This window comes from Methylobacterium sp. WL120, from assembly GCF_008039465.1.
Classification (GTDB): Bacteria; Pseudomonadota; Alphaproteobacteria; order Rhizobiales; family Beijerinckiaceae; genus Methylobacterium; species Methylobacterium cerastii.
The window spans coordinates 1-17568 of sequence record NZ_VRUT01000054.1 but is presented as its reverse complement, the minus strand read 5'-3'; the positions used below and the strand labels follow the sequence as shown (position 1 = coordinate 17568).

Annotated in this window: 15 protein-coding genes and 2 pseudogenes; 8 read left to right on the top strand and 9 right to left on the bottom strand. The window is 72.1% G+C overall.

Annotation, left to right across the window (positions count from 1 at the left end):
* Positions 1-2: 2 nt before the first annotated feature.
* Complete coding sequence (locus FV229_RS12205; RefSeq protein ID WP_147752234.1) at positions 3-440, bottom strand: heme-binding protein; 438 nt, start codon at positions 438-440, stop codon at positions 3-5.
* An 82-nt stretch (positions 441-522) separates the two neighbouring features.
* On the opposite strand from FV229_RS12205, the gene FV229_RS12200 reads away from it, so the two are divergent.
* Entirely contained in the window at positions 523-1647 is a 1125-nt protein-coding gene (locus FV229_RS12200) for a hypothetical protein (RefSeq protein ID WP_147752233.1), read from the top strand.
* Positions 1648-1660: 13 nt separating this feature from the next.
* Here FV229_RS12200 and FV229_RS12195 read toward each other — a convergent pair whose 3' ends face one another.
* Complete coding sequence (locus FV229_RS12195; RefSeq protein ID WP_147752232.1) at positions 1661-2563, bottom strand: alpha/beta hydrolase; 903 nt, start codon at positions 2561-2563, stop codon at positions 1661-1663.
* A 174-nt stretch (positions 2564-2737) separates the two neighbouring features.
* Between FV229_RS12195 and FV229_RS12190 the strand changes: the two genes are divergently transcribed.
* Complete coding sequence (locus FV229_RS12190) at positions 2738-4057, top strand: MFS transporter (RefSeq protein ID WP_147752231.1); 1320 nt, start codon at positions 2738-2740, stop codon at positions 4055-4057.
* A gap of 221 nt (positions 4058-4278) precedes the next feature.
* Here FV229_RS12190 and FV229_RS12185 read toward each other — a convergent pair whose 3' ends face one another.
* From FV229_RS12185 to FV229_RS12175, 3 genes are all read right to left on the bottom strand, one after another.
* On the bottom strand, positions 4279-5466 hold the full coding sequence (locus FV229_RS12185; RefSeq protein ID WP_147752248.1) for a glycosyltransferase: 1188 nt from the start codon (positions 5464-5466) through the stop codon (positions 4279-4281).
* A 157-nt stretch (positions 5467-5623) separates the two neighbouring features.
* The gene (locus FV229_RS12180; protein ID WP_147752230.1) at positions 5624-7489 is read right to left on the bottom strand and encodes an ABC-F family ATP-binding cassette domain-containing protein; all 1866 of its coding nucleotides are present in this window, start codon (positions 7487-7489) and stop codon (positions 5624-5626) included.
* A 55-nt stretch (positions 7490-7544) separates the two neighbouring features.
* The gene (locus FV229_RS12175) at positions 7545-8489 is read right to left on the bottom strand and encodes a UDP-3-O-acyl-N-acetylglucosamine deacetylase (protein ID WP_246688161.1); all 945 of its coding nucleotides are present in this window, start codon (positions 8487-8489) and stop codon (positions 7545-7547) included.
* Between the two features lie 259 nt (positions 8490-8748).
* Here FV229_RS12175 and FV229_RS12170 point away from each other — a divergent pair, with 259 nt between their 5' ends.
* A complete protein-coding gene (locus FV229_RS12170) occupies positions 8749-9435 on the top strand; it encodes a Crp/Fnr family transcriptional regulator (protein WP_147752229.1) in 687 nt (228 codons plus the stop codon).
* Between the two features lie 73 nt (positions 9436-9508).
* Positions 9509-9919 (top strand): annotated as a pseudogene (locus FV229_RS28575) (ATP-binding cassette domain-containing protein); the annotation flags it as partial.
* 241 nt (positions 9920-10160) lie between these two features.
* Here FV229_RS28575 and FV229_RS28570 read toward each other — a convergent pair.
* Positions 10161-10331: pseudogene (locus FV229_RS28570) on the bottom strand (hypothetical protein); the annotation flags it as partial.
* Between FV229_RS28570 and FV229_RS28565 the strand changes: the two are divergent.
* From FV229_RS28565 to FV229_RS12155, 3 genes are all read left to right on the top strand, one after another.
* Positions 10280-10558, top strand: coding sequence for a TOBE domain-containing protein (locus tag FV229_RS28565; protein ID WP_246688163.1), 279 nt, complete (start codon positions 10280-10282; stop codon positions 10556-10558). The pseudogene FV229_RS28570 and the gene FV229_RS28565 sit on opposite strands and share 52 nt — an antisense overlap.
* A gap of 1077 nt (positions 10559-11635) precedes the next feature.
* Positions 11636-12586: an ABC transporter permease subunit gene (locus FV229_RS12160; RefSeq protein ID WP_246688160.1), complete on the top strand. Its 951-nt coding sequence runs from the start codon at positions 11636-11638 to the stop codon at positions 12584-12586.
* Positions 12583-13380, top strand: a complete 798-nt coding sequence (locus tag FV229_RS12155; RefSeq protein WP_147752226.1) for an ABC transporter permease subunit — start codon at positions 12583-12585, stop codon at positions 13378-13380. Before FV229_RS12160 ends, FV229_RS12155 begins: the two co-directional genes overlap by 4 nt.
* Before the next feature lie 4 nt (positions 13381-13384).
* On the opposite strand, the gene FV229_RS12150 is transcribed toward FV229_RS12155, so the two are convergent.
* Positions 13385-14044, bottom strand: a complete 660-nt coding sequence (locus tag FV229_RS12150) for a 3-oxoacid CoA-transferase subunit B (protein WP_147752225.1) — start codon at positions 14042-14044, stop codon at positions 13385-13387.
* Positions 14045-14066: 22 nt separating this feature from the next.
* Complete coding sequence (locus tag FV229_RS12145) at positions 14067-14804, bottom strand: CoA transferase subunit A (RefSeq protein WP_147752224.1); 738 nt, start codon at positions 14802-14804, stop codon at positions 14067-14069.
* A gap of 311 nt (positions 14805-15115) precedes the next feature.
* Here FV229_RS12145 and FV229_RS12140 point away from each other — a divergent pair, with 311 nt between their 5' ends.
* Complete coding sequence (locus FV229_RS12140) at positions 15116-16975, top strand: AsmA family protein (RefSeq protein ID WP_147752223.1); 1860 nt, start codon at positions 15116-15118, stop codon at positions 16973-16975.
* A 126-nt stretch (positions 16976-17101) separates the two neighbouring features.
* Here FV229_RS12140 and FV229_RS12135 read toward each other — a convergent pair whose 3' ends face one another.
* Complete coding sequence (locus tag FV229_RS12135; protein WP_147752246.1) at positions 17102-17533, bottom strand: MarR family transcriptional regulator; 432 nt, start codon at positions 17531-17533, stop codon at positions 17102-17104.
* Positions 17534-17568: the final 35 nt, after the last annotated feature.

Below are 17568 nucleotides of genomic sequence, written 5' to 3'. Positions count from 1 at the left end.
ACTCAGGCGCCGGTCTCTGGCACGAGCCCGGCGGCCTCGATGCCGGCGAGCGCGCAGATCTCGTCGTTGTCCGACGTGTCGCCCGAGATGCCGACGGCGCCGAGCAGGCGGCCGCCCTGAGCACGGATCAGCACGCCGCCCGGCACCGGCACCAGGGCCGCGGCCCCGACCACGTGGCTCACCGCCGCGACGAAGTAGGGCTGGGCCTCCGCCCGGGCATGGATCGCCCGCGAGCCGAGGCCGAGCGCCAGGGCGCCGTTGGCCTTGCCCATCGCGATCTCGGCGCGGCGGAGCGAGGCGCCGTCCTCCACCTGGACACATTTCAGAGACCCTCGATCGTCATAGACGACCACGGCGAGCGGCTTCAGGCCGCGCGTTCGGGCCGTCTCCAAGGCGGTCGCGACGATGATGCGGGCGGCCTCGAGCGTCAGGTCGATCATCGGAACCGGGGGATTGGGGGGACGGACAGCCGGGGCGGACGGTCCGCGACGGCCAGGGATCAGGACAAGGAGGCGATCGACGATGCGTCGCGCGATCATCCATATCGGAATGCCCCGGACGGGGTCCACATCGCTGCAGCTGGTGCTGGCCACTCTGCGTCCGAGGCTGGCGGAGGCCGGGCTGCTCTACCCAGACCTCGCGCCCGAGGGAGCCCGGTCTGGGGCCGACGTCAACCACCAGGGGTTGGGCGAGGCGCTCGACGGCCGGCGGCCGAGGGCGGAGCGCCGCACGATGCTGGCGCGCCTCGATCGGGCGCTCGCCGACACCGACGCCGACACCGTGATCCTCTCCTACGAGGACTTCTCGGTGCAGCGGCCGAGCTTCGGCGTTCCGCGGACGCTGTCCGAGGTGTTCGCCCGGCGCGGCTTCGCGATGGAGGTCGTGATGGCGGTGAAGCCGCCGTTCGAGTTCCTGAACTCCGCCTACGCCCACCGCGCGCAGCTGGTGAAGGAGCCGCGGACCTTCCGCGAATACGCCCGCGCGCATCGCCGCTCCGGGCGCCTCGACTACCGCGCGCTCATCGCCCCGTGGGCGCAGGCGACGGATGGCGCCGTCACCGCCGTGCCGCTTCGCGACGCGCGCTCCGACGCGACGCTGGTCGAGCGGTTCGTCGCCGCCCTCGGCCTCGCCGGGCGGCTCGGGCCGATGATGGACGCCGCGGTCCTGGGCACCGTGACCAACCGCAGTTCCGGGCCGCTCGCCGTCGAGGCTTCGCGCCGGCTGCGGAGCCTCAGGGTCCACCGGCAGGTGGACGGCCACCCGCGCCGCATCGGTCACGTCCTCGATCAGGCGGCGTGGTCGCGCGGCCTCGATCCCGAGCCGTTCCGCGGCGACGCGCCGGAACTTGCCGAGGAACTCGCCGACCGCTTCGCCGCCACCTGCGCGCGCTTCGCCGAGCTGGCCTGGGGCCTGCCATGGGATCGGGTCGTCGCTGCGGCGCCCGCGCGGGCGCCGAACGAGTGGGCCGGCCGGCCGATCCCGGCAGAGGCCGAAGCGCAGATCGCGCTCCTGATGCGCGAGACCATGCGCCGTTTCGACTTCCGCAGGCCCCCGGCGTGGCGCCGGGTCCCGGCCGAGTGCGTGGAGCGCGCCACCCTCGGTGCTGCGCGGCTCGCCGGGTTCGAATCGCGCTGGCGGGTCAGCTGAGCGCGGCGCCCGGTCAAGCGAGGCCGGCGAAGAATGCATCGAAGGCGCCCGTCACCGTCGCCGGGTCCTCGAAATGCGGGAAGGCGCCGGTGGGCAGGGCGCGGATCGTCCAGTTCGGCCGGCCGGCGAAACGCGGCGCATCGCGGAAGTCGACGAAGTCGCCGCGGCTGCCGTGGAGCATCAGCACCGGGAGCGTCAGCGCCTCGTAGAGCGTGGTGGCGTCGGTGGGGAACAGGTAGCCGGCCACGAAGCAGTACGGTGCGTGCCGCGCGCCCGGCTGGTGGGCCGACAGGTGATCGTAGGCGAACAGCCCTTCGTCGATCCGCTTCGAGCCAAAGGTCTTGCGCAGGAAGAAGCGCATGCTCGGGCGGCTGACGAGGAGGGCGAACAACGCCGGCCCGAGGACGGCCGAGTCGACGATCCTGCGGACGCGCGGGCTGCCGCGGTCGCCGCCCGCCGGCCCGCGCCCGGCGAGTCGCCGGTCGAACCCGGTCGGGCTGATCAGGCCGATCGCGCGGTAGACCTCGGGCCGCTCGACCACGGCGCGGGCGAGGTAGGTGGCCGAGAGCGACACCGCGATCGCGTCGACGCGGACGCCGCCGTGCCGCCCGGCGATCTCGGCGGCGACGGCGTGGATCGCGTCCACCATCAGGCGCGGATCGTAGAGGCGGCGCGACCGCTCGGAGAAGCCGAAGCCCGGGAGGTCGAGGGCGTAGACCGGGCGGACGCCTTGCGCGTGCAGGTAGAGCGGGCGGACCTCGTAGGCGTTGGCGGCGGCGTTGATCGAGTGGATCAGCAGCAGCGGCACGCCCTCGGCCTCGGACGAAGCGTAGAAGCCGACCCGGCCGGCCGCCGTGTCGATCACCTCCCGGCGCCCGGGGAGGGCAGGGGTTAATGCGTCGAGGCTCGTCGCCATCGCCTTGCGCGTCCTTGGAGCTGAGCGGTCGTCGCGACAACGAGGTGGCGGGCGGAACGTTGCCATGCGTCGGGCGGCGGCCGACAGATGGACGGCGGTGTCGTGATCGGCTCTGGCCAGGCCGATCGGGATGGCCGAACGCTGCGTGCGCCGACGGCGCGGGGACGATAAGCCATGGTTCAGACGGAGATCGGCGCGATCGAGCGCGCCACACTGCGCACGGTGACGTGGCGCATCCTGCCGTTCCTGATGCTCGCCTACTTCGTCGCCTTCGTCGACCGGGTGAACGCGGGCTTCGCCGCCCTGCAGATGAACCAGGACATCGGCCTGTCGGCGGCGCAATTCGGCCTCGGCGGCGGGTTGTTCTACGTGTCCTACGTGCTCTGCGAGGTGCCGAGCAACGTCGCGATGGAGCGGTTCGGCGCCCGGATCTGGATCGCGCGGATCATGATCACCTGGGGGCTGGTCTCGGCGGGGATGGCCTTCGTCGTCGGGCCGTTCTCGTTCTACGCGGTGCGGCTGCTGCTCGGAGCCGCCGAGGCCGGGTTCTTCCCCGGCGTGATCCTCTACCTGACCTACTGGTACCCGCGCGCCTATCGCGGGCGGATCGTGGCGATCTTCATGGTCGCGATCCCGATCTCGAGCTTCCTCGGCTCGCCGCTCTCGGCGTGGCTGCTCGGCACCGACGGGATGCTGGGCTTTCGCGGCTGGCAGTGGCTGTTCCTGATCGAGGCGGTGCCGGCGGTGGTGCTCGGCATCCTCGCCTTCATCCTGCTGCCGGACGGCCCGGCCCGCGCCAACTGGCTGACGCCGCAGCAGCGCGCCTGGCTCACGGGGCGCCTGGCCGACGAGCGGGCCTCGGTGGTCGAGGGCGCGGCCCGGCCCGCCGGCCACCTCTCGCTGCGGCAGGTGATGACCAACCGCTACGTGCTTGCCGCCTCGCTGATCTATGCCGGCGCCTCGGGGGCGAGCCAGTGCCTGTCGCTCTGGCAGCCGCAGATCATCAAGTCCTTCGGCCTCACCAACCTGGAGACCGGGCTCCTGAACGCGGTACCCTTCGGCATCGCATCGGTGCTGATGATCCTGTGGGGACGCTCGTCCGACCGGCGCCGCGAGCGCACCTGGCATACGGCGCTGCCGCTCGGGCTGCTTGCGCTCAGCCTCGGCGCCGCGGTGCTGACGACCCAACTCTGGCCGACGATGCTGATCCTGTGCCTGGCCGTCACCGGCACCTACATGGTGAAGGGCCCGTTTTGGGCGCTCTCGACCGAGTGGCTCTCGGCGGGCGCAGCCGCCGCCGGCATCGCCCAGATCAACGCCATCGGCAACATCGGCGGGTTCCTGGGCACCTACCTGCTCGGCGTGATCAAGGACGCGACCGGCAGCTACCCGCTCGGCCTCCTCCCCCTGGCCATCCTCTCCGCCGCCGGCTGCGCGCTGGTGCTCGGCCTGGGAAAGCCGAAACCGCCGGCAACCGCGGCGGCGCGGGCCTGACGCCCCCCCGAATGGATCGCGGTCGGTCCCGCTCCACCTCGTCATCCCCGGGCTGCGCAGCAGAGCCCGGCATCCAGAGCCGTCGACGGAGCCGACCTGAAGGTCGACCTGCGGTTCTGGATCCCGGGCTCGCCTACGCCGCCCCGGGATGACGGTGCGGGTCCGAAAACGCGTTTCGAGAAATCCCGAGTCCTACGAGAGGGGAGCCGCTCCCGATCCGGTCAAGGCATGGCCCGCGTGACCGACGGCGTCGGCGACGGCGTGGCGGCCGCGGCAAACCCCTTCCAGCGATCCCGAACCGAGGCGAACGCCCGCACGAGCGGCAGCACCGCCTTCGCGAGCCTGATCTGACCCGGCAGCTGCGGCACGCTCAGCGGGGCGTGACGAAGCTTCGGGCTCGCCCGCTCGGCCTCCTCCACGACCTGCCCGACGAGGGGCAGGGCGGCGATCCGCGCCGCCTCGTGAGATTGGATGCCGAGGCGGTGCGCCCAGGCCGTCGAGGTGCCGAGGCGGCCGGAGGCGTGAAGGCGACGGAGCCGCCGGCGCCAGAGGTAGCGGTGCAGCGCCCTCGGCACCGGCTCGAGGCGCGCGTCGCAGAGCGCGCCCGGATCCTCGCAGCGGGAGCGGATGGTGTCGGCGACCCCGCCCGGCGCCCGGCCGGTGAGGCGGGCGGAGATGAACACCATCACAGCCGGGTCGTGGCGAACGCGGAACCCATGGGCGAGAAGGCGGGCGACGAAGGCGCCGTCCTCGCCGAGCGCGATCTCCGGCATGCCGCCGACCCGGAGGTAGGCGTCGCGGCTGACCGCGAGCGTCGCGCCGATGGTGGTGCGATGGCACGGCCAGGGGTCGTTCGGATCGGGGTCGATCCGCGCCTCGGCCTCGGTCAGCAGCGCGCTGTAGGCGTCTTCCAGCCGCCCGCGGGCGGGGAGCGAGGGCGGCAGCAGGGCCGCCTCCTCGGGGATCAGCTCGACGCGGCCCGCGACCGCGTCGGCGCCGACCGCCAGCGCGCGCAGGTTGGCGAAGACCCAGTCCGGCGGCACGCGACTGTCGGCGTCGGTGGAGAGGATGGTGCCGGCCTCGGCCAGCCACTCGGCGGCCGCGTCCATTGCCTTGCGCCGGGCCCAGCCGGCATGGGCGCCGGCGAACTCCGCCTCGATCACCCGGACCGGCATGGACAGGGCCGGCACGCGCGCGGCCACGATCCGGGCGGTGTCGTCGGTGCAGTTGTTGAGGAACAGCACCAGGCCGAGGCGGCCCGGTGCGAGGCCTTCCTGAGCGTCGAGCGCGTCGAGGCAGAAGCCGATGCGCTCGGCCTCGTTGCGCACGGGGATGGCGACGATGGTATCGGGTGACCGGGCTGCGATCGTCGTCGGCCGGGTGGCATCGCGCTGGACCGTGTCGGCCATCATCAATCCTCGATCGCCGACGCGCTCCCGGATGGCGATGGTTCGTGTCTCGGAGCGTCGCGGTTCCATCGCCGCCCGCACCTGTACGCAGGCTGAAAGCGCCTCGGCGGGAACGAGATCGATCGCGGGCCGAGCCGAATTCTAGCGCGGTGGTGTCTCACGCCGCCTCGATCTCCCCACTCACCGTCAGCCACTCCTCCTCGGTGACCCCGAGCGCGGCCACGGCATCCGCCCGCATCTTCGCGATCTCGCCGGCCTTGGCGGCGTTCTGGAGGAAGGCGGTGCCGTCGCCGAGCGCCGCGTCGATCTTGGCGATGGCGGCGGTGAGTTTCTCCATGCGCGCCTCGAGGCCTTCGAGGCGCTTGCGCAACGGCGCGAGGGCGGCGCGGCGCTCGACCGCCGAGCGGCGGGCCTCGGCCTGCTTGCCGCCGGACGCGTCCTCGTCGCGGGCGGTGTCGCGCTCGGGGCCGGCGAGCACCAGGCGGCGATAGTCGTCCATGTCGCCGTCGAAGGCCTTGACCGAGCCGTCGGCGACGAGCCAGAGGCGGTCGGCGCAGGCCTCGACCAGGAAGCGGTCGTGGCTGACCAGGATGACGGCGCCCTCGTAGTCGTTGATCGCCTCGACCAACGCCTGCCGGCTCTCGATGTCGAGGTGGTTGGTCGGCTCGTCGAGGATCAGCAGGTGCGGCCCCTCGAAGGCCGCGAGCCCCATCAGCAGGCGGGCCTTCTCGCCGCCCGAGAGCTGCGACACCGGCGTGTCCGCCTTGTTGGCGGGAAACCCGAGCCGGGCGGTGGCGGCGCGCACCCGCGCCTCGGGCGCGTCCGGCATCAGCGTGCGCAGGTGCGCCACCGCGTTCTCGGCCGGGCGCAGCTCGTCGAGCTGGTGCTGCGCGAAGTAGGCGACCTTCATCTTCGAGGAGCGGCGAAGCTCGCCCGACAGGGCATCGAGCCGGCCGCCGATCAGCTTGCAGAAGGTCGACTTGCCGTTGCCGTTGGCCCCGAGCAGCGCGACGCGGTCGTCCGGGGCGAGGCTGAGGTTCAGCCCGGAGAGCACGATGCGGTCGGGGTAGCCGGCGGCGACCCGCTCCATCGCGACGATCGGCGGCGAGAGCGGCTTCTCCGGGCTCGGCAGGTGGATGACCGGCACGTCGTCCTCGATCAGCCCGGCGATCGGCACCATCTTGGCGAGCTTCTTCACGCGCGACTGGGCCTGGCGCGCCTTGGTCGCCTTGGCCTTGAACCGGTCGATGAAGCTCTGCAGGTGCGCCCGCTCGGCATCCTGCTTCACCTTGGCCTTGGCCTGCAGCATGCGCTTCTCGGAGAGCTGCTTGGCGAAGGAGGTGTAGCCGCCGCGGTAGATCGTCAGCTTGCCGCGGTCGAGATGGAGGATGTGGTCGACGCTCTCATCGAGCAGGTCGCGATCGTGGGAGATGATGATCGCGGTGCGCGGATAGCGCTCGAGGTAGTCGTAGAGCCAGATCGTGCCCTCGATGTCGAGGTAGTTGGTCGGCTCGTCGAGCAGCAGCAGGTCGGGCTCGGAGAACAGCACCGCGGCCAAAGCCACGCGCATCCGCCAGCCGCCGGAGAAGTCCGAGCACGGGCGCCCCTGCGCGGCCGCGTCGAACCCGAGGCCGTGCAGGATCGCCGCCGCGCGGGCCGGCGCCGAATGCGCGCCGATGTCCACGAGCCGCGTCTCGATCTCGGCGCGGCGCAGGCCGTCGGCGCCTTCCGCCTCGGCCATCAGCCGCGCCCGCTCGGTGTCGGCGGCGAGGACGACGGCGTGCAGGGTCTCGGGGCCGGCCGGCGCCTCCTGCGCCACCGCGCCGATGCGCATGCCCCTGGGCATCGAGACCGCGCTCGCATCCACCGGCCACTCGCCGAGGATCGCCTTGAACAGCGTGGTCTTGCCGGCGCCGTTGCGGCCGACGAGGCCGACGCGGGAGCGGTCTGGGATGGAGAAGCTCGCGCCGTCGAGGATCAGGCGCTCGCCGATGCGGAGGGTGAGGTCGTTGACGCGGAGCATGGGGCGTTCTGGCGAGGCCGGCGCCCCGTGGCAAGCGCCGGAGGGCAGCGAACGCTCAGACCAGCTCCCAGGCGTCGGGCTCGGCCATCAGCCGGGCCACCAGGGCGTGGTTGAGCTCGTGCCCGGTATGGGCCGCGATCAGCCGCCCGCGGATCGGGTGACCGGCGAGCGCGAGGTCGCCGACGAGGTCGAGGACGCGGTGGCGGACAGGCTCGTCGGCCACCCGCATCCCGCCGAGGATGCGCCCGCGCACGATCATCGCCGCCGAGCGGACGCCGCAGCCCTGCAGGAAGGGTTTTCGCGTGACGAAGCCGTAGGCGCGCCCGAGCATGGCGCGCCAATAGCGGCCGAAGCTCCGCGCCGGCGCGATCTCGGACAGGAACACGTCCGGCGTGATCGTCCCGGACCAGTCGAGCGGGCCGAAATGCGCCAGCGCGAGGTGGGCTGAGACGTGGAGCCCGTCATGCGGCTCGATCCGCAAGGTGCGCCGGCCATCCTCCACCTGGACCGTGCGCAGCACCCGGATCGTCCGGCGCGGCGCGCCGTTCTCGATCCGCCCTGCGGCACGGATCGCGCGGCACCAGGGCACGGCGCTGCCGTCGAAGATCGGCAGCTCCTCGGCGTCGATCTCGACGAGCGCCTCGTCGACGCCCTCGGCCGAGAGCGCGGCGAGCAGGTGCTCGACGGTGCGGATCAGCGGTCCCTCCGGGGACCGCAACGCGGTGCACAGCGGCTGGCGCTCGCGCAGCGACCACGAGGCCGGCACGTCGACCGTGCGGCCGTCGCGCAGCGTTCGGCGGAAGACGACGCCGTGGCCGGGCGGCGCAGGGCCGACGCGGACGGTGGCGCGGCGCCCGGTGTGGAGCCCACGTCCCGACAGGGAGAACGCGGCGCCGAGCGTCGCGCGGAAGGGGCCGCCCGGCGTCGAGACGAGGTCCGGCGCGGATCGTTCGGAGGGAAAGGCTGGAGGCATCGGGTCGGGGGGCGGCTGACGCTGCATTCCGGGTTCCGGGCACCCTCGCAGGCCGAATGCGGGCTTTATACCTAAAGTCATCCGGCAGGGTCAGGAAATCACGGCCTCGTGCCGTCTCGGGCGGCACCATCCACCCTCATCGGCCGCCGTCGGCTTGACCGGTGACGACCCGGTCGTCACGATATTGCAACACATTCGACGACGCGACGCTCCGGGTCGGCTGCGCGGACTTCTAGACGGTCCGCGGCGCGACGGTCCCGGCGCATCGCGAAGGGACCGGTTTTCGATGGCGCGGCTCTCCACCATTCCGTTCTTCAAGGAGCCGGGCATCGAGCTCGCGCCCTTCGAGACGCGCTGCCACTGGCGCCGCTTCGACGAGAACGAGGTGTTGGTCGACTTCGACGACGTGTCTACCGACGTGTACTTCCTGGCCACCGGCGAGGTCCGGATCCTCAACCGCACGCAATCCGGCAAGGAAGTGATCCTGGGCGAGATGCGCGGCGGCGCGTTCTTCGGCGAGCTGTCGGCGCTGGACGGCGTCGGCCGCTCGGCCAACGTCACGGCGCTCACCCGCGGCGAGCTCTGCGTCGTCCCGGCCTCGGTGTTCCGCCAGATGGTGTTCGCCTCCGAGCCCATCGCCGACCGGCTGTTCCGTCTCCTGACCAAGCGCGTGCGCGAGCTGAACACCCGCCTGATGGAGCACGCGCTGCTCGACCTGCGCCACCGGCTCTACGCCGAGCTGCTGCGGCTCTCGGTGCCGCGGGCGGGCGGGGGCGACGAGCGGGTGGTGACGCCGCCGCCCTACCACCACGTGCTCGCAGCCCGCATCGGCTGCCGCCGCGAGCAGGTGACCCGCGAGTTCACGGTGATGGCCGCCGAAGGCCTCGTCGACCGCACCCGCGGCGCCCTGGTGATCCGCCGGCCTGACCTGCTGGAGGCCCGGGTCGCCGAGGCCCTGCGCGAGGACAGCTGAGGCCTTGTCCGCGCCGCTGCTGCGACTGGAGAACCTGACCAAGCGGTTCGGAAGCGCGATCGCGGTCGACGCCGTGTCCCTCGACCTGGCGGCGTCCGAGTTCTTCTGCCTGCTCGGCCCCTCGGGCTGCGGCAAGAGCACGTTGCTCCGCCTCGTCGCCGGCTTCGAGGCTCCGGATTCGGGCGCGATCCGCCTCGGGGACGAGGACCTCGTCGCGCTGCCGGCCCATCGCCGGCCGGTGAACATGATGTTCCAGTCCTATGCGCTGTTCCCGCACATGAGCGTCGGGCGCAACGTCGCCTACGGGCTGAAGGGCCTCGCCCACGGCCGCGCGGCGACAGCCGAGCGGGTCGCGGCGCTGCTTCGCCTCATGCGCCTCGACGGCTATGCCGACCGCGCCCCGGCGACGCTCTCGGGCGGCCAGCGCCAGCGGGTGGCGCTCGCTCGCGCCCTCGCCCGCGAGCCGCGGGTGCTGCTCCTCGACGAGCCGATGGCGGCCCTCGACCGGAGCTTGCGCGAGGAGACGCAAGGGGAGCTGCGCGCCCTGCAGCGCCGGCTCGGCACCGCCTTCGTCGTCGTCACCCACGACCCCGCCGAGGCGATGACCCTTGCCGACCGCGTCGGCGTGATGGATCGCGGACGGCTCGTTCAGGTGGGGCGCCCCGCCGACCTCTACCGCCGGCCGGCCACGCGCTTCGTCGCGGGCCTGCTCGGCGACGTGAACCTCATCCCCGGCCGCCTCGGGGCGGACGCGCCCGGGCCGCACCGCGCCGTCGAGACCGCATTCGGGACCTGGCTCGGGCGCGCACCCGAGGCGCCGCTCGCGGCCGGCGCCGCGGTCGTCCTGGCAGTCCGCCCCGAAGATCTGCGCCCGAAAGATCTGCGCCCGAAAGATCTGCGCCCGAAAGATCTGCGCCCCGAAGATCTGCGCCTCGGCGGGGAGGGCGCGCCCGCGACGCTGATCGAGGAGACCTTTCTCGGCGACCGCATCCGCCGCGTCCTCCGCCTCGCCGACGGCACCCTCCTGCGCGCGACCGCCGCGCCGGGCGAGGGGGCACCGGCCGTGGGCGAAGCGGTCGCGATCCGCTTCGCCCCCGACGCCGCGACGATCCTGCCGGCATGAGAGGACCGGCGATCCCTACGATCGTCGTCAGGCCTATCTCCGACGACGACCCGCCTTCCCCCTGAAGCGGGCAGAGCGATCGCACATGGCTTTTCCAGCCCTCGCTGCGGTGAGGGTGGTGCGTCGACGCCTGGTGGAAGCCAATCGGGGGTCGATGCGCGCAGTGCAGGACTTGTCCACGACGGCTCGGGACCTCGCCCTCCTGCGCCGTCTCGCCCTCGACATCGTCGGCCGGGACGAGAAGAAGGCCCCTGTGCACACCAAGCGACGACTGGCTGGATGAAGGGACGACGACCTCGGCTCGACGCACAAGTCCGAGACATCCGACAAAACCGCCCCGTCCTTGCTTGACCCAACAGACGGCCGCTCATCATCGCATGCAGGAACGGCCCAAATCGGGGCGGGCTCGGAACGGTCTTGACAATATTCCTAAGACCTGCCTATAACCCCATTACGCGCTGCACGGCGCCGGGGCTGCGTTTCGTCCCGGTGCCGCCGTCAGGAGCCGGCCCGGTGATCGACGGGGCGGTCGGCAGCGTGGCGGCTCCCGGGTCGTCGGTCGGTCAGCCGGCGGCGCGGGCATCGTGGGGCAGGGACACAGAGCGGCGGGTTCACCCGCGTGCCGTGGCCCGGAGTGACCGGACCCGCAATGCGGGGCTGGGCTCGTGCTCGCGCGGGAAGGCTTAGGCGCGACCGACCGCTCACGCGGACGCGGAAGCGTGACAGGCGTTCGAGGTTTTACGCCTCCTGCCCCGCGTTGTGTGGCTACGATCGACCAAGCCGCGACGCCAAATCGGCGCCGACGCCCGCGTTCCGGGCCCGGCACCGCGGGACGCCGGGGAACCGGTTCCTTGCGCATCATCACAGGGTTCCGCGGCGTCCCGCGTCTCCTGTTTCGTGAGGGTCGGGCCATGCCGCCGGCGGACTTTTGTTCGCGCGGGGTCGTTTTGGCGTGTCGCGACCACGACGCGCCTCTTCCTCCCTTCTTTGCGTGGGGAGGGAACGCGTGGCGGCTTCGCATGTGCAATGTATGAACGTCGTCGCCCCGGAGATTGTGGTTCGGGTGAGGTTCTCGAAATGATCCCCCTGTCGCGCGCGCGAAGCCTACAGGCCCTGCTTCGCCTGCCGGTCTGGCTCTGGCTCGGCGCGTTCTTCCTGGTGCCGTTCGTCATCACCTTGAAGATCAGCCTGTCGGAGCCGGCCACCGCGATGCCGCCATACCTGCCGGTGCTCGACTGGCGGGGCGGGGCGGGGGATTGGTCGGACTTTCTCCAGGCCTTGAACGTCGAGAACTACGTCACGCTTGCCACCGACGCGCTCTATCGCGACGCGGCCCTGGCCTCGGTGGCCTACGCGCTGGCGGCGACGATCATCCTGGCGGGCATCGCCACCCCGCTCGCCTACGCCATCGCCCGGAGCCCGGCGGGGCGTCAGCCGCTGCTCGTCGCCCTCGTCGTGGTGCCGTTCTGGACGAGCTTCCTGATCCGGGTCTACGCCTGGATCGCGATCCTGAAGCCGGAAGGCCTGCTCAACCTCGGGCTGATGCGCCTGGGGCTGATCGGACAGCCGCTAGAAATCCTGAATACCCCCGTCGCAGTGCTCATCGGCCTCGTCTACGCCTACCTGCCGTTCATGGTGCTGCCGCTCTACGCCGTGCTGAGCCGCCTCGATCCGGCTCTGCGCGAGGCGGCGGCCGACCTCGGCGCCTCGCCGGCCCGGGTGTTCCGGACCGTGACGCTGCCCCTCGCGCTCCCCGGCCTGCTGGCCGGCGCAGCGCTCTGCTTCATCCCCATGGTCGGCGAGTTCGTGATCCCAGACCTGCTCGGCGGCTCCGAGACGCTGATGCTCGGGCGCGTGCTGTGGAGCGAGTTCTTCTCCAACCGCGATTGGCCGCTCGCCTCGGCGGTGGCGATCCTGCTGGTCGTCCTCGTGGTCGGCCCGGTGGTGCTGTTCCGCGACGCCGCCGCCGAGGCCGCGAGCGGCGACGGCTCGGGCAGAGAGATCCCGGGCAGAGAGGGCGCGCCATGAGCGTGCTGACCCGATCCGTCCTGATCCGTGCCGTGCTGATCTCAGGGTTCGGCTTCCTCTACGCGCCGATCCTGGTGCTCGTCGCCTACTCGTTCAACGCGTCGGCGCTGGTCACGGTGTGGGGCGGGTTCTCGACCCGGTGGTACGGCGTGCTGCTGGCCGACGGGCCGTTGCTCGAATCCGCCTGGATGTCGCTGCGGGTCGCGACCCTGTCGGCCGCAATCGCCACCGCGCTCGGCACGCTCGCCGCCCTCGCGCTCGCCCGCCACGGCCGCTTCAGCGGGCGGACGCTGTTCACCGGCCTCGTCAACGCGCCGATGGTGATGCCGGAGGTGATCACCGGCCTGTCGCTGCTGCTGCTCTTCGTCGGAATCGGGCTCGACCGCGGGATGGGGGCGATCGTCGTCGCCCACGCGACGCTGGGCACCGGCTTCGTCGCGGTGGTCGTCGCCGCGCGCCTGCGCGGGCTCGACCGCGACCTGGAGGAGGCCGCGGCCGACCTCGGGGCCGGGCCGTTCCGGGTCTTCGCGACGGTGACGCTGCCGCTCCTGGCCCCCGGCATCGCCGCCGGGTTCCTGCTGGCCTTCACCCTGTCGCTCGACGACCTCGTGGTCGCGAGCTTCGTCTCCGGGCCGGGCGCGACCACCCTGCCGATGCGGCTCTACAGCCAGGTCCGCCTCGGGGTGAACCCGGAGATCAACGCCGCCTCGACGCTCCTGATCGCCGCGGTCGGCCTCGCGGTCGGCGCCGCGACGTGGCTCGGCGCCCGGCGGGGCGGCCGAGCCACGTCGTAGAACCTCAGGCGAGCCCTACCGTGTAGGCCGCCTCGGTCTTGCCGCGGATCTCGTCCTCGGTGACGCCGTCCGCGAGCTCGATCAGCCGCATCCCGCCATCGCCGTGCTTGTCGATCGTGAACACGCCGAGATCGGTGATGACGAGGTCGACCACGTGCGTGCCGGTGAGCGGCAGGTCGCATTCCTTGAGCAGCTTGGGGCTCTCGGTGCCGTCCTTGTTCTTCGCCACGTGCTCCATGACGACGACGACGCGCTTGACGCCGGCCACGAGGTCCATGGCGCCGCCCATGCCCTTCACCATCTTGCCGGGGATCATCCAGTTGGCGAGGTCGCCGTTCCCGGCCACCTGCATGGCGCCGAGGATCGACAGGTTGATGTGCCCGCCGCGGATCATCCCGAAAGAATCGGACGAGGAGAAGTAGCTCGTCGTCGGCAGCGCCGTGATCGTCTGCTTGCCGGCGTTGATCAGGTCGGCGTCCTCCTCGCCTTCGAGCGGGAACGGGCCCATGCCGAGCATGCCGTTCTCCGACTGGAGCTGAACCGACATCCCGTCGGGGATGTAGTTGGAAACCAGGGTCGGGATGCCGATCCCGAGGTTGACGTAGAAGCCGTCCTCCAGCTCCTTCGCGGCACGTGCCGCCATCTGTTCGCGGGTCCAGGCCATTTTCGTGTTCCCTCTTGCCTGATCAGATCTGGCCGCCGCCGGCCGCCGCGGGCGCGGCTTCGGCGCGCTTGCGCACCGTGCGCTGCTCGATCCGCTTCTCGCGTCCCGGCACGTGGATGATGCGCTTCACGAAGATGCCGGGCGTGTGGATGTCGTCGGCGTCGATCTCGCCGGGCTTCACCAGGTGCTCGACCTGCGCCACCGTCATGGTCGCGGCGGTGGCCATCATCGGGTTGAAGTTCCGGGCGGTCTTCCGGTAGCGGAGGTTGCCCTCGGTGTCGCCGGTGTGGGCGTGGATGAGCGCGAGGTCCGCGAACAGGCCGCGCTCCATCACGAAGTGCTCGCCGTCGAACTCACGCACCTCCTTGCCCTCGGCGACCTTGGTGCCGACGCCGGTCTTGGTGAAGAAGGCCGGGATGCCGGCTCCGCCCGCGCGGATGCGCTCGGCGAGCGTCCCCTGCGGGTTGAACTCGATCTCGAGTTCGCCGCCGAGATACTGCCGGGCGAACTCCTTGTTCTCGCCGACATAGGACGAGATCATCTTGGAGACCTGCCGCGTGTCGAGCAGCTTGCCGAGACCAACGCCGTCGATGCCGGCGTTGTTCGAGACGATGGTCAGGCCCTTCACGCCCGATTCGCGCACAGCCTCGATCAGTTCGTCGGGGATGCCGCAGAGGCCGAAGCCGCCGCACATCACCATCATGTCGTTCTTCAGCAGCCCCGCGAGCGCCGTCGTCGGATCCGCATAGACCTTCTTCATGGACGTTGAACCCTATCAAGGCCCGCGCGCGATGGCGCCGACAATCGTTTCCGCGAAAGCTGTCTCCGATTCCGACGCGCCGGTAAAGGCGCCCGGTGCCGGGAATCAAAGCGCCGGCATGCGTTCGAAGGCGGCGGGGACGGCCGGGCGCCGCGGGCAGACAAAGCCGATCGAAGGCTTTAAGGGAATCACCCGAACGGTCCGATGCATGACGGCTGGGGGGAGCCTGAGACATCGCGGACGCGTTCGTCGTCCCCCGTCGCGCCTACGCCGCTCCTCGGCGCTCCCGCGACGTGCCCGCCCGGAGTGCAATGTCGCCGCGCCGCCCCCTCATCGCCGTCGGCCTCGCGTCGATGGCCGCCCTCGTGGCGGGCTTGGCGACCCTGCCCTGGCCGGTCGGCACCCCGACGGCGGCGGCTTTCGTCAGCCGCGGCCTGCGCGAGTTCGGCCTCGCGCTCACCGCGGAGGGCGCGACGACGATGACGCTACTCCCGCTTCCGCGCCTGAGCTTCACCCGCACCCGGATCACCGGGGCGCAGGCCGGCGGACCTGCCCTGATCGAGGGCGGCAGCCTCGACCTCGACCTCAATCCGCTCGCCCTGCTCTCGGGCCAGGCCGACCTCGGCTCGGTCGCGCTGGGCGGCGCTACCATCCACATGCCCGACGGCGCCGACGACCCGCGCTGGGCCGAGCCCGCCCGCCGCATCGGCGCGCGCCTAGCCCAAGGCGGCACCAACCATCCGCGCCGGATCACCTTGAGTGGCACCACCCTCGATTCCGCGAATCCGGGAGCCGGCGCGCAGGCGGTCGACCTGACCCTCGCCTGGCCGATCTGGAGCGCCAGCCTCGACGCGGCCGCGACCCTGACCTGGCGCGGCGCGCGCACCAGCGTGGCGGTCGTCGGCCTGCGCGCGGGCGACCTCCTGGCCGGAGCCGCGTCGCCCTTCGCCCTGAACGCCGCGTGGCCCACGGGGAGCCTGTCGGCCGACGGCACCGCCACCACCGCGGGCGGCTTCGCGATGCAGGGGCGGGGACGGGTCGAGACGCGCTCGTTGTCCGAGACGATGGCCTGGATCGGCGGCGACGTGGCGCTGGCGCCCTTCATCCGGACCCTCGTGCTCGACGGCCGCTTCGAGACCGCCGGCCGGACCCTGTCGTTCTCGAGCCTGCGCGCAACCCTCGGCGACGACGTGCTCGAAGGCGCGGGCTCGATGAGCTTCGGCGAGGCCCGCACCGCGGTCCAGGCAACGCTCGCCGCCGACAGCCTCAACCTCGCGCCCCTGCTTGGCGGGCTGATGCAGGTCTTCGGCACCGCTCCGGCGGATGACGGCACCGCGGAGCCGGCCCGGCCGGTGGCCCTGGCGCCGCTCACCGGCGGCGACCTCGACCTGCGCATCTCGGCCGCCGAGAGCCGAATCGGCCCGGTCCTCCTCAGCGACCTCGCCGCGAGCGTGCTGGTGCGGCCGGGCTCGATCGAGGTCGCGCTCAACCGCGCCGGGCTGCAGGGCGCGACCCTGAAGGGCCGGGTCGCCCTCTCGGCCGCCGGCGCAGACGGCGGCGAGACCGAGGTGAAAGCGCAGGGCGCGTTCGACCGGCTCGACCTCGGATCGCTCCTCCTCGACCTCGGGGAGGCGCGCTGGGTGCTCGGCGGCACGCAAGGCCAGTTCACCCTGGAGAGCAGCGGGCGCGACACCGCGGACCTCGCGGCGCACGTCGCCGGGCGGGCGGGCTTCACCATCGACGGCGGCGTGCTGGCCGGGATCGACCTCGTCGACGTCCTGCACCGCAACGGGGCGATCGCGCCCGGAGCGCTCGCCCGCCGCAACGGCCGCACGCCGTTCGAGCGCGCCGCGATCGCCCTGCGCTTCGCCGACGGCATCGGCGAGATCGGCGAGGGCACTTTGAAGACCGCGAGCCTCACGGGCATCCTGCGCGGGCAGATCTCGCTGCCGGCGCGCAGCGTCAGCGCTCGGGCGGAGCTCGGCCCGAAGGCCGGCGGCGACCCCGGCCGCCCAGGGCTCGCCTTCGAGATCGTCGGCCCGTGGGATGCCGTGCGCGTCCGGGCCGCGCAGAAGGCGGCCGAGCCGGAGCGGCGCGACGAAGGGCCGGCGTCGCTGCACGTGCCGACCTCGGTCGTGATCCCGGGCACCGCGCGCGCCTACGCACCCTGATCCGCCGAGCCCGGCCCAGTCATACCAAATCCGGTTGATCCCTTCGGGATGGCGGATTTAGGCTTCGCTCAGGCGCCGCGCGGGCTTGCCTGATACAGCCTCCGCTTTGATCAAGCGGAAGCCGTATCAGTCGGTAGGGTTTTCGGCTTCCGCCCGGGCCAGCGCCCGCCAGCGCAGCACCAAGGCCTCGAAAGCCGCAAGGTCGTCATCGCCGAGCCGTCCCAGCGTCTGCCCGACATAGGCCGCCTGCGCCGCCAGCCCCTGCGCGGCGAGGTCGGCCCCGGCCGGCGTGAGGTGGAGCGCGTGCGAGCGCCGGTCGCCGGGGATCGGCCGCCGCTCGACGAGCCCAGCCTCGACCAGGCGGTCGATCAGGCCGGAGACGTTGCCCTTCGTCACGTAGAGCCGGGCCGCGAGATCCTGCTGGGTCAGGCCCTCGCGCTCGGTCAATGTGGAGAGCACATCGAATTGTGGGATCGACAGGCCGAGGCCGCGCAGCCGCGCGCTCATCGCCGCGGTCACGCGCCGGTTCAGACGGATGAAGCGGAACCAGACGCGCAGGGGGTCCGCGGCGTCTGCGGGGTCCGGATCGGGGG